The organism is Burkholderia sp. ABCPW 111 (assembly GCF_000773065.1).
Taxonomy (GTDB): domain Bacteria; phylum Pseudomonadota; class Gammaproteobacteria; order Burkholderiales; family Burkholderiaceae; genus Burkholderia; species Burkholderia savannae.
In genome coordinates this window covers 30,303-43,207 of record NZ_JPWT01000036.1, presented here as the reverse complement: position 1 = coordinate 43,207, position 12,905 = coordinate 30,303, and the positions used below count along the sequence as shown (strand labels likewise).

6 protein-coding genes are annotated in these 12,905 nt (G+C 68.0%); 5 read left to right on the top strand and 1 reads right to left on the bottom strand.

Annotation, left to right across the window (positions count from 1 at the left end; translation table 11 throughout):
• Positions 1 to 83 precede the first annotated feature (83 nt).
• Positions 84 to 557: a hypothetical protein gene (locus X946_RS05475; RefSeq protein WP_038744771.1), complete on the bottom strand. Its 474-nt coding sequence runs from the start codon at positions 555 to 557 to the stop codon at positions 84 to 86.
• Positions 558 to 863: 306 nt separating this feature from the next.
• Between X946_RS05475 and X946_RS05470 the strand changes: the two genes are divergently transcribed.
• The 5 genes from X946_RS05470 to X946_RS05445 all read left to right on the top strand — a co-directional run bounded on the left by X946_RS05470 (position 864) and on the right by X946_RS05445 (position 12,481).
• Complete coding sequence (locus X946_RS05470) at positions 864 to 2,825, top strand: PhoX family protein (protein WP_038744770.1); 1,962 nt, start codon at positions 864 to 866, stop codon at positions 2,823 to 2,825.
• A gap of 552 nt (positions 2,826 to 3,377) precedes the next feature.
• Positions 3,378 to 4,205, top strand: coding sequence for an IclR family transcriptional regulator (locus X946_RS05465; protein WP_038744769.1), 828 nt, complete (start codon positions 3,378 to 3,380; stop codon positions 4,203 to 4,205).
• Between the two features lie 520 nt (positions 4,206 to 4,725).
• Complete coding sequence (locus tag X946_RS05455; protein ID WP_038744767.1) at positions 4,726 to 6,054, top strand: MdtA/MuxA family multidrug efflux RND transporter periplasmic adaptor subunit; 1,329 nt, start codon at positions 4,726 to 4,728, stop codon at positions 6,052 to 6,054.
• Between the two features lie 13 nt (positions 6,055 to 6,067).
• Positions 6,068 to 9,178, top strand: coding sequence for an MdtB/MuxB family multidrug efflux RND transporter permease subunit (locus X946_RS05450; RefSeq protein WP_038744766.1), 3,111 nt, complete (start codon positions 6,068 to 6,070; stop codon positions 9,176 to 9,178).
• Positions 9,179 to 12,481, top strand: a complete 3,303-nt coding sequence (locus X946_RS05445; RefSeq protein ID WP_038744765.1) for an efflux RND transporter permease subunit — start codon at positions 9,179 to 9,181, stop codon at positions 12,479 to 12,481.
• The last annotated feature ends 424 nt before the right edge of the window (positions 12,482 to 12,905 follow it).

Below are 12,905 nucleotides of genomic sequence, written 5' to 3'. Positions count from 1 at the left end.
CTGAAACGGCGCGCTCGCGCACCCCGTTCCGACGACAATGTGTAACCATAATAATTACATTTAATCCGCGATGCAAGCGAAATTCAGCGGCTCGCCGCCGAGCCGCTCGCGGCCGACGCGCCCGATACGCCCAGCGCGGCCGTCTGGCTCCATTGCTGCAGCTTCCGGCCGGCCGTTTCGAGACTCGTGCCGGCCGCGGCGGCGGCCTGCCCGAGCACGGCGGACGCGGCGCCCTGCGCGGCGGCCTGCGCCGAGCTCGCGGTGACGGGCGGCACGGCGGACGCCGCCGACGCGACGCCCCGCTTCGCCGCGTCGATCTGCTGATTGACGAAGCTCGCGACCTGGTCGAGCTGCTGCGTCGTCTGCTGGGCGGCATGCGCGGCGGCGCTCGCCGCGTTGTCGGGCGGCGCGCTCGCTTGGTCGGGCTTCTTGCATCCGGCCAGCGCAGCGACGGCGACCGCCGCGAGCGCGGCGGCGCGAAGCCGGCTGCGGCCGGCGCGGGAAATGGGTGCGATGGCGTGAACGTGTGCGGTTGCGTCGGCGATCTCGATCGTCATGGCGAATGGCGCGGCAAAGCGGCTCCGTGTGGCGAAAAAGCGATGATACGACGCACCGGCGCGCGCCCAACGGCTTGCGCTTCTTTTTTACATGTCGTTGCCGCATCGGCGGCGCCCCGCCCGACGGGCCGGCGCCCGCGCACGCCGCATCGGCGCGTCCCTCGCGAGACGCCCGTCCATTCATACAAATTCAATTCAAAAAACTTTCATTTTCAAAAAATACACTTCCATGCGGTTCTCACCGCCGTTCGCCGCGCCCGCGCCGGCCACCGGCGGCTCCCGTCGCCCACAACAACTGGATTCCCCATGCCCGCGTTGCCCAATCCCTCCCGCCGCCATGCCTTGAAGATCCTCGCCGGCGCGCCGATGCTGCCGCTTTCCGGCGTCGCGCTCCCCGCCCTGCTCACCGGCTGCGGCGGCGACGAAGACGTCGCCGCCGCGCCGCCCGCCGCGAGCTTCGCGGCGGCCGCGTTCGCGTCGATGGCCGCGCCGACGCTCGCCAGCCCGGCCGCGATGGCGACGACGACGGTCGGCTCGACGCTGTCCGTCTCGTTCACCGACGGCACGTCGCGCGACTACAAGCTCGCGTACCGGCCGTTCTTCGTGACGGGCGACCAGGTGCCCGACGGCAAAGGCGGCACGACCCTCGCGGGCGGCTACTACGACATCGACAACCGGCCGATCGTCGATCGCTCGGCGCCGGGCCAGGCGCGCCAGTTCTACTCCGACTGCCCGGACGGCAGCTCGCTGCTCACGCTCAAGAACGCGAGCGTGCCGGGCGTGAAAGGCAACGCGGTGTTCGCCGTCGTGCAGTTCGAATACACGACGCGCGACCTGGCGAGCGCGTCGCAATACGGCCGGCTGCCGTCGCCGATCGCCGTGCTGACGCTCGACCAGGACCCGGCCACGGGCGCGCTCAAGCTCGTCAAGTATCACAACGTCGACACGTCGGCCGCGCACGGCCTGTGGATCACGTGCGGCGCGAGCCTGTCGCCGTGGAACACGCATCTGTCGAGCGAGGAATACGAGCCGGACGCGACGAAGGCCGCGACCGACGCGCAGTTCAAGGCGTTCAGCAAGAACACGTTCGGCAGCGAGACGGCCGCGAACCCGTACCACTACGGCCACCTGCCCGAGATCACGGTGAACCCGGACGGCACGGGCTCGGTGCGCAAGCACTATTGCCTCGGTCGAATCTCGCACGAGCTCGTGCAGGTGATGCCGGACCAACGCACGGTGCTGATGGGCGACGACGCGACGAACGGCGGCCTCTTCATGTTCATCACCGACAGCGCGGCCGATCTCTCGGCGGGCACGCTGTACGTCGCGAAGTGGACGCAGACCTCGTCGATTGGCCCGGGCTCGGCGACGCTCACGTGGATCAATCTCGGCCACGCGACGAGCGCGGAGATCGAGGCGCTCGCGAACCGGCTGACGGCGACCGACATCATGGACGTCGCGACGAAGGACCCGGGCGACGCGTCGTTTTCGAAGATCAACTTCAGCGGCACGTTCAACTGGGTCCGCATCAAGCCCGGCATGACGAAGGCCGCGGCGTTCCTCGAAACGCACCGCTTCGCCGCGTACGCGGGCGGCAGCATGGGCTTCACGAAGCTCGAAGGCACGACGGTCAACGCGAAGGACAAGGTGCTCTATACGGCGATGTCGTACATCCAGAAATCGATGGTTCGCGGCAACGCGGCCGCCGGGCCGGACATCGCGCTCGACCGCGCGATCAACGCGGGCGCCGTCTACGCGCTCAACATGCGCGGCGGGCAACGCGACACGTCGGGCGCGACGATCGCGAGCGAATGGGTGCCCGTCGACATGAGCGCGCCCGCGGCGCTCGTCGGCGAGGATCTCGCCGCGGCCGACGCGCTCGGCAACCTCGCGAATCCGGACAAGATCGCGAATCCGGACAACCTGAAGTACTCGGAGAAGCTGCGCACGCTCTTTGTCGGCGAGGACTCGGGGATGCACGTGAACAACTTCCTGTGGGCGTACAACGTCGACACGAAGCAACTCTCGCGCGTGCTGTCGTGCCCGGCGGGCGCCGAATCGACGGGCCTGCACGCGGTCGACGAGATCAACGGCTGGACGTACATCATGAGCAACCTGCAGCACGCGGGCGATTGGGAATCGCCGCTGCACGACAAGGTGAAGGGCGTGCTCGATCCGCTCGTGCGCGCGAACTACAAGGACCGCTTCGGCGCGAGCGTCGGCTATCTGACGGCCGAGCCCGCCGCGATCCAGCTCAAGAAGGCGTGACCCCGGATTCTCTTCGCCGTCACGGCTGATTCGCCGGCGCTCGATGCCGGGTTGGCGCGATGCCCTCGTGGCACCGCGCCTTTTTTTATGTGCGCTCGCCGCGTGCGGCGGCGCAGCTCGGCGCGAGAACGGCAAGGGAAGGCCGCGTCGGCATTGCTCGGCGTAATCCCAATATTTGGGATGTCCACCTGGACAGTGAACAGGCAAAAAAAAAGCGCCACGGAGACCGTGGCGCTAAAAAAGTTCTAGCCATTCCGAGGGCCGTGCTAGAACCTGAGAGACTGCATCGAACGTCGTTCCCGACTAAACTAACGAAACAACGTTTCGAAATTGGGAGACATTTTTTCCGTTTCCGGGCGACAAGTCAAGCGAAAAATACATGCCGCCCACGCATTTTCGACTGTGCGCGACCCGACATTTCCCTAATAAACTCAGGGTAAGTGAGTAAGTATTGCGCATCGTGAAAGATTATCGCAAAACGCGCGCACTTTCCGGCATTCGTCTTACAATTGATAAAAATCTGAAATCAAGTTTCGAAAAAGAGAGATTTCCGTGACGACACGCTCCAACGCTCAGGCCATTTCCCGTGAACGGGAAGCCACTTCCGACGAAATCACGGCCCTCGCGCGCGGTTTGGCCGTTCTGCGCCGCATCGCCACCTCCGACGCCCCGGTCAGCAACCGGGAACTGGCAGAATTGACAGGCATCCCCAAGCCAACCGTATCGCGGATCACGGCGACGCTCGTGAACGCGGGCTTCCTGTTCCAGTTGCCCGACAGCGAGCGCTTCGTGCTGACCGCGTCGGTGCTCGAGCTCAGCAACGGCTTCCTGCGCAACTTCGACATCCGCGCGCGCTCGCGGCCGTTCCTCGTCGAGCTCGCCGAAAAGACCTCGCTGTCCGTTCACCTCGCCGTGCGCGACCGCCTCGACATGGTCGCGATCGACGTGATCCGTCCGCGCTCGGCCGTGCTCGTCACGCGGCTCGAGACGGGCTCGCGGATGGACATCGCGCGCACGGCGGTCGGCCGCGCGTATCTCGCGGCGCTCGAGGACGACGCGCGCCGCGAGCTGATCGGCGCGCTGCAGGCCGCGGCGGGCGACGACTGGCCGTTCGTCGTGTCGAGGCTCAATTCCGCGCTCGCCGACATCGCGCAAAACGGCTACGCGATCGCGATCGGCGAATGGCGCGAGGAGCTGAATGCGATCGCGGCGGGCTTCGTCGCGCCGACCGGCCAGCGCTACGCGGTCAACTGCGGCGGCTCCGCGCACCAGTGCACGCCCGATTTCCTGCGCTCGGTCGCGGTGCCGGCGCTGCGCGAGTGCATTGCGAGGATCACGCGCGAGATCGGCGGCTCCGCGTGGCCGAACCGCGCGCCCTGACGCGCGGCCCTTGGCGCGCGTCCTTGCATGCCCTGACACGCCCTGCCCGCCCTTGCTCGCGCGCGCGGTGTGCGCCGGCGGCGCATACCGCGTCCGATGCGGCGAACGGCCGCCTTCGCCTTCGCCTTCGCCTTCGCCTTCGCCTTCGCCTTCGCCTTCGCCTTCGCCTTCGCCTTCGCCCTTCGCCCTTCGCCCTTCGCCCTTCGCCGGCCGCCCGCAGCCCGCAGCCCGATCCGCCCCGACAACACCCCGCCCCGCCCGATCTGCAACCGCAGCATCTTGCGCGTCATCGCGACACCGTCATCATCCGTTCATCTGTAACGACCGTAATTCGCTGAAAGATAGGGCGCTGGACTGTAACCGTCATGGGGACGTAGCATCATGCAACCCCGCGCCCAAACGGCGCGCCCCGCTCTTTTGCGTCGCGACCGGGCCGCAGTCGGCCCGCGCCGCGCCGCCCGCGAACGCGGCCCGCCCGCGCCTGCCGTAAGCGCTGCACGCCGACTTCCAGATCGAACCGATGGACAATCAAGAAAAGCCCACGCCCCGCTCTCCCGCCCACCCGCCGTCGGGCCCCGAAGCCCCCCGCCCGCGCCGCAAGCTGATCGCGTTCTGCGCGATCGCGGCCGTCGTGGCCGGCGGCCTGCTGTGGTGGCATCCGTGGAAGAGCGGCGGCGACTCGACCGCCGCGAGCCAGCAAAGCGGCGCGCGCAAGCGCGGCGGGCCGGCCGCGCTCGCGAACCTGCCGCAGCCCGTCCAGGTCGCGACCGCGGCGCGCGGCGAGATGCCGATCGTCCTCAATTCGCTCGGCACCGTCACGCCGCTCGCGAACGTGACCGTGCGGACCCAGCTGTCCGGCTACCTGCAGTCGGTGTCGTTCCAGGAAGGCCAGATCGTCAAGAAAGGCGACGTGCTCGCGCAAGTCGATCCGCGCCCGTACGAGATCTCGCTCGCGAACGCGCAGGGCGCGCTCGCGCGCGACGAGGCGCTCCTCGCGACCGCGCGCCTCGACCTGAAGCGCTACCAGACGCTCGTCGCTCAAGACTCGATCGCGAAGCAGACGGCCGACACGCAGGCGTCGCTCGTCAAGCAATACGAAGGCACCGTGCAGATCGACCGCGCGGCGATCGATTCCGCGAAGCTCAACCTCACGTACGCGCGGATCACGGCGCCCGTGTCGGGCCGCGTCGGCCTGCGCCAGGTCGATCCGGGCAACTACGTGACGCCGTCGGACACGAACGGCATCGTCGTCATCACGCAGCTGCAGCCGATGAGCGTCATCTTCACGACCTCGGAAGACAACCTGCCCGCGATCCTCAAGCAGGTGAGCGCCGGCAACAAGCTGTCGATCACCGCGTACAACCGCAACAACACGTCGCCGCTCGAAACCGGCATGCTCGACACGCTCGACAACCAGATCGACACGACCACCGGCACCGTGAAGCTGCGTGCGTCGTTCGAGAACAAGAACAACCTGCTGTTCCCGAATCAGTTCGTCAACACGCGCCTTCTCGTCGACACGATGCGCGACGCGACGATCGTGCCGACGTCGGCCGTGCTCACCGGCTCGATCGGCCAGTTCGTCTATGTCGTGAAGCCGGACAACACCGTGACCGTGCGCAAGGTGAAGCCCGGCCCCGTCGACGGCGAGCGCACGAGCATCGTCGACGGGCTCGCGGCCGGCGAGCGCGTCGTGACGGACGGCTCCGACCGGCTGCGCGAGGGCTCGGCGATCACGGTCCCGGCCGAGCAGCCGAAGCAGGCGTCGGGCGCGAAAGGCGCATCGGCCGCGTCCGGCGCGCACGGCGGGCATCGCCGCCGCGGCGCGTCGCAGGCACAATCGCAATGACGCCGGCTGACCGATGAACCCGTCCCGCGTCTTCATTCTTCGCCCGGTCGGCACCGCGCTGCTGATGGCGGCGATCATGCTCGCCGGTCTCGTCGCGCTGCGCTTCCTGCCGCTCGCGGCGCTCCCCGAGGTCGACTATCCGACGATCCAGGTCCAGACCTTCTATCCGGGCGCGAGCCCCGAGGTGATGACCTCGTCCGTCACCGCGCCGCTCGAGCGGCAGTTCGGGCAGATGCCGTCGCTCAACCAGATGTCGTCGCAAAGCTCGGCGGGCGCGTCGGTGATCACGCTGCAGTTCAGCCTCGACCTGCCGCTCGACATCGCCGAGCAGGAAGTGCAGGCCGCCATCAACGCGGCCGGCAACCTGTTGCCGTCGGACCTGCCCGCGCCGCCCATCTACGCGAAGGTCAATCCGGCCGACGCGCCCGTCATCACGCTCGCCGTCACGTCGAAGACGCTGCCGCTCACGCAGGTGCAGGATCTCGCCGACACGCGGCTCGCGATGAAGATCTCGCAGGTGTCGGGCGTCGGCCTCGTCAGCCTGTCGGGCGGCAACCGGCCGGCCGTGCGGATTCAGGCGAACCCGCTCGCGCTCGCGTCGTACGGCCTGAACCTCGACGACCTGCGCACGACCATCTCGAACCTGAACGTCAACACGCCGAAGGGCAACTTCGACGGCCCGACGCGCGCGTACACGATCAACGCGAACGACCAGCTGACGAGCGCCGACCAGTACAACGACGCCGTCGTCGCGTACAAGAACGGCCGGCCCGTGATGCTGACCGACGTCGCGAAAGTCGTCGCCGGCTCGGAGAACACGAAGCTCGGCGCGTGGGTCGATTCCGAGCCCGCGATCATCCTGAACGTGCAGCGGCAGCCGGGCGCGAACGTGATCCAGACGGTCGACAACATCAAGGCGATCCTGCCGAAGCTGCAGGAATCGCTGCCCGCCGCGCTCGACGTGCAGATCGTCACCGACCGCACGACGATGATCCGCGCCGCCGTGCGCGACGTGCAGTTCGAGCTCGCGCTCGCGGTCGTGCTCGTCGTGCTGGTGATGTACCTGTTCCTCGCGAACGTCTACGCGACGATCATCCCGAGCCTGTCGGTGCCGCTGTCGCTGATCGGCACGCTCGCGGTGATGTACCTGTCGGGCTTCTCGCTGAACAACCTGTCGCTGATGGCGCTCACGATCGCCACGGGCTTCGTCGTCGACGACGCGATCGTGATGATCGAGAACATCGCGCGCTACGTCGAGGAAGGCGATTCGGCGCTCGAAGCGGCGCTGAAGGGCTCGAAGCAGATCGGCTTCACGATCATCTCGCTGACGGTGTCGCTCATCGCCGTGCTGATTCCGCTGCTCTTCATGGGCGACGTCGTCGGGCGCCTCTTTCACGAGTTCGCGATCACGCTCGCGGTGACGATCGTGATCTCGGCCGTCGTGTCGCTCACGCTCGTGCCGATGATGTGCGCGAAGCTCCTGCGCCACACGCCGCCGCCCGAGAGCCACCGCTTCGAGGCGAAGGTGCACGCGCTGATCGACCGCGTGATCGCGCGCTACGGCGTCGCGCTGCAGTGGGTGCTGAACCGGCAGCGCTCCACGCTCGTCGTCGCGGTGCTGACGCTCGCGCTCACCGCCCTCCTCTACGTCGTGATTCCGAAGGGCTTCTTCCCGACGCAGGACACGGGCGTGATCCAGGCGATCACGCAGGCGCCGCAGGCGGTGTCGTACGGCGCGATGGCCGAGCGCCAGCAGGCGCTCGCCGCCGAGATCCTGAAGAACCCGGACGTCGTGAGCCTCACGTCGTTCATCGGCGTCGACGGCTCGAACATCACGCTCAACAGCGGCCGCATGCTGATCAACCTGAAGCCGCGCGACGAGCGCAGCGAATCGGCGAGCGACGTGATCCGCTCGCTGCAGCAGCAGGTGGCGAACGTCACGGGCATTTCGCTCTACATGCAGCCGGTGCAGGATCTGACGATCGATTCGACGGTGAGCCCGACGCAGTATCAGTTCATGCTGACGAGCCCGAATGCGGAAGAGTTCGCGACCTGGGTGCCGAAGCTCGTCGAGCGGCTGAAGAAGGAGCCGTCGCTCGCCGACGTCGCGACCGATCTGCAAAACAGCGGCAAATCGGTCTACATCGAGATCGACCGCGCGAACGCCGCGCGCTTCGGGATCACGCCCGCGACCGTCGACAACGCGCTCTACGACGCGTACGGCCAGCGGATCGTGTCGACGATCTTCACGCAGTCGAACCAGTACCGCGTGATCCTCGAATCCGAGCCGCAGATGCAGCACTACGCCGATTCGCTCAACGGCATCTACCTGCCGTCGGCGGGCGGCGGGCAGGTGCCGCTCGCTTCGATCGCGACGTTCCACGAGCGGCCGGCGCCGCTTCTCGTGTCGCACCTGTCGCAGTTCCCGGCGACGACGATCTCGTTCAACCTCGCTCAGGGCGCGTCGCTCGGCGAGGCGGTCAAGGCGATCGAGGCGGCCGAGCGCGAGCTCGGGCTGCCCGCGTCGTTCCAGACGCGCTTCCAGGGCGCGGCGCTCGCGTTCCAGGCGTCGCTGTCGAACCAGCTGTTCCTGATCCTCGCCGCGATCATCACGATGTACATCGTGCTCGGCGTGCTGTACGAGAGCTACATCCATCCGATCACGATCCTGTCGACGCTGCCGTCGGCGGGCGTCGGCGCGCTGCTCGCGCTGATGATCACCGGCCACGACCTCGACATCATCGGGATCATCGGCATCGTGCTCTTGATCGGCATCGTGAAGAAGAACGCGATCATGATGATCGACTTCGCGCTCGAGGCGGAGCGCGTCGAGGGCAAGCCGCCGCGCGAGGCGATCTACCAGGCGTGCCTGTTGCGCTTTCGGCCGATCCTGATGACCACGCTCGCGGCGCTTCTCGGCGCGGTGCCGCTCATCGTCGGCTCCGGCGCGGGCTCCGAGCTGCGCCAGCCGCTCGGGATCGCGATCGCGGGCGGGCTCATCGTGTCGCAAGTGCTCACGCTCTTCACGACGCCCGTGATCTACCTCGGCTTCGACGCGCTCGCGCGCCGCATCCGCGGCTTCTTCGATCGCTCCGGCCCGGCGGCCGCGCATCCGGACGCGTAAATGAACCTGTCGCGCCCGTTCATCACCCGCCCCGTCGCGACGACGCTGCTCGCGCTCGGGATCGCGCTCGCCGGCCTGTTCGCGTTCGTCAAGCTGCCCGTCTCGCCGCTGCCGCAAGTCGATTTCCCGACGATCATGGTGCAGGCGTCGCTGCCCGGCGCGAGCCCCGAGACCGTCGCGACGAGCGTGACAAGCCCGCTCGAGCGGCACCTGGGCTCGATCGCCGACGTCTCCGAGATGACGTCGATGAGCTCGGTCGGCAACGCGCGGATCGTGCTGCAGTTCAACCTGAACCGCGACATCGACGGCGCCGCGCGCGACGTGCAGGCGGCCATCAACGCCGCGCGCGCCGATCTGCCGGCGAGCCTGAAGAGCAACCCGACGTACCGCAAGGTCAATCCGGCCGATTCGCCGATCATGGTCGTGTCGCTCACGTCGAAGACGGCCTCGCCCGCGAAGCTGTACGACGCCGCGTCGACGGTGCTCCAGCAATCGCTGTCGCAGATCGACGGCATCGGCCAGGTGAGCTTGAGCGGCTCGGCGAACCCGGCCGTGCGCGTCGAGCTCGAGCCGCACGCGCTCTTTCACTACGGGATCGGCCTCGAGGACGTGCGCGCCGCGCTCGCGTCGGCGAACGCGAACAGCCCGAAAGGCGCGATCGAATTCGGCCCGAACCACTACCAGCTGTACACGAACGACCAGGCGTCTCAGGCGTCGCAGTACAAGGATCTCGTGATCGCGTACCGCAACAACGCGGCCGTGAGCCTCTCGGACGTGTCGAGCGTCGTCGACTCGGTCGAGGACCTGCGCAACCTCGGCCTCGCGAACGGCGAGCGCGCGGTGCTCGTGATTCTCTACCGGTCGCCCGGCGCGAACATCATCGAGACGATCGACCGCGTGAAGGCGGCGCTGCCGCAGCTCACGGCCGCGCTGCCCGCCGACATCAAGGTGGCGCCGGTGCTCGACCGCTCGCGCACGATCCGCGCGTCGCTCGCCGACACCGAGCACACGCTGCTCATCGCGGTGAGCCTCGTCGTGATGGTCGTGTTCCTGTTCCTGCGCAACTGGCGCGCGACGCTGATCCCGAGCGTCGCCGTGCCGATCTCGATCGTCGGCACGTTCGGCGCGATGTACCTGCTCGGGTTCTCGCTGAACAACCTGTCGCTGATGGCGCTCATCGTCGCGACGGGCTTCGTCGTCGACGACGCGATCGTCGTGCTCGAAAACATCTCGCGCCACATCGAGAACGGCACGCCGCGCCTGCAGGCCGCGTTCGACGGCGCGCGCGAGGTCGGCTTCACGGTGCTGTCGATCAGCCTGTCGCTCGTCGCGGTGTTCCTGCCGATCCTGCTGATGGGCGGCATCGTCGGGCGGCTGTTCCGCGAGTTCGCGCTCACGCTGTCGCTCGCGATCGCCGTGTCGCTCGTCGTGTCGCTCACGCTCACGCCGATGATGTGCGCGCGCCTTCTGCCCGAGCCGCACGATCCGCGGGACGAGAGCCGCTTCGCGCGCTGGCTCGAGCGCGGCTTCGAGCGGATGCAGCGCGGCTACGAGCGCACGCTGTCGTGGGCGCTGCGTCATCCGCGCACGATCCTGATGACGCTCGCCGCGACGATCGCGCTCAACGTGTTCCTCTACGTCGTCGTGCCGAAGGGCTTCTTCCCGCAGCAGGACACGGGGCTCATGATCGGCGGCATCCAGGCCGACCAGACGACGTCGTTCCAGGCGATGAAGCTCAAGTTCACCGAGATGATGCGCATCGTGAGCGCGAATCCGAACGTCGCCAACGTCGCGGGCTTCACGGGCGGCACGCAGACCAACTCGGGCTTCATGTTCGTCGCGCTGAAGGACAAGCCGCAGCGCAAGCTGTCGGCCGACCAGGTGATTCAGCAGCTGCGCGAGCCGCTGTCGCACGTCGCGGGCGCGCGCACGTTCCTGCAGGCGGCGCAGGACATCCGGATGGGCGGCCGGCAGAGCAACGCGCAGTATCAGTTCACGCTGCTCGGCGATTCGTCGGCCGATCTGTACAAATGGGGGCCGATCCTGACGGAGGCGCTGCAGAAACGCCCCGAACTCGCCGACGTGAATTCCGACCAGCAGCAAGGCGGCCTCGAGTCGATGGTGACGATCGACCGCGCGACGGCCGCGCGCCTCGGCATCAAGCCCGCGCAGATCGACAACACGCTGTACGATGCGTTCGGCCAGCGCCAGGTGTCGACGATCTACAACGCGCTCAACCAGTACCACGTCGTGATGGAAGTCGCGCCGCAATACTGGCAGAGCCCGGAGATGCTGAACCAGGTGTACGTGAGCACGTCGGGCGGCAGCGCGAGCGGCGCGCAGACGACGAACGCGGCGGCGGGCACCTACGTCGCGACGTCGACGCGCGCGTCGACGGCCGGCACGGCCGCGCAGAGCGCCGCCGCGATCGCCGCCGATTCGGCGCGCAACCAGGCGCTCAACTCGATCTCGTCGAGCGGCAAGTCGAGCGCGTCGTCGGGCGCGTCGGTGTCGACGTCTAAGTCGACGATGGTGCCGCTCTCCGCGATCGCGCGCTTCGGGCCGAGCACGACGCCCTTGTCGGTCAACCACCAGGGCCTGTTCGTCGCGACGACGATCTCGTTCAACCTGCCGCCCGGCGTGTCGCTGTCGAAGGCGACGCAGGTGATCTACCAGACGATGGCGCAGATCGGCGTGCCGCCGACGATCCAGGGCAGCTTCCAGGGCACCGCGCAAGCGTTCCAGCAGTCGCTGAAGGATCAGCCGGTCCTGATCCTCGCCGCGCTCGCGGCCGTCTACATCGTGCTCGGCATCCTGTACGAGAGCTACATCCACCCGGTGACGATCCTGTCGACGCTGCCGTCGGCGGGCGTGGGCGCGCTGCTCGGCCTGCTGCTCTTCAAGACCGAGTTCAGCATCATCGCGCTGATCGGCGTGATTCTCCTCATCGGCATCGTGAAGAAGAACGCGATCATGATGGTCGATTTCGCGATCGATGCGTCGCGGCAAGGCAAGTCGTCGTTCGACGCGATCCACGAGGCATGCCTGCTGCGCTTTCGGCCGATCATGATGACGACGATGGCGGCGCTCCTCGGCGCACTGCCGCTCGCGTTCGGGCGCGGCGACGGCGCCGAGCTGCGCGCGCCGCTCGGGATCGCGATCGCGGGCGGCCTCATCGTGTCGCAGATGCTGACGCTCTATACGACGCCCGTCGTCTACCTGTACATGGACCGGCTGCGCGTGTGGGCGGAAAAGCGCCGGAACCGCGGGACGTCGGGCAACGCGGCCATCGTGGGCGATTGACGCGCCGGGCGCGCGCGATGCGAGCCGCGCCGGTCGGCCGGCTTCGGCTGCGCGTCGCACGCATGTCGCACGCATGTCGCACGCATGTCGCACGCATGTCGCACGCATGTCGCACGCGGACGGCGCGCGCCGGGCGCGCGGGCCGTCCGCGTCGCCGCCACTCGCAAACTGGGCGATCCCGGACGGGCCGTCCCGGACGGGAGTCCCGAACGGGCCGCCCCATTCTGGCCGTCTCGCCCGGCCCGAACCGCACCGGGCGCGCCGCCCGCCGGCGCATCGCCCGATGCGCGATCGCAGGCGACGCCGCGATGTCACAAATGCTTACGCCTGATACGAAGCCCTTCGCCTATTCATAAATGAGCGGGCCCCGCGCGCGGCGGCAGCACCATCGCGCCGGCGCGCCGCCCGCGCACGCCGCCCGCAG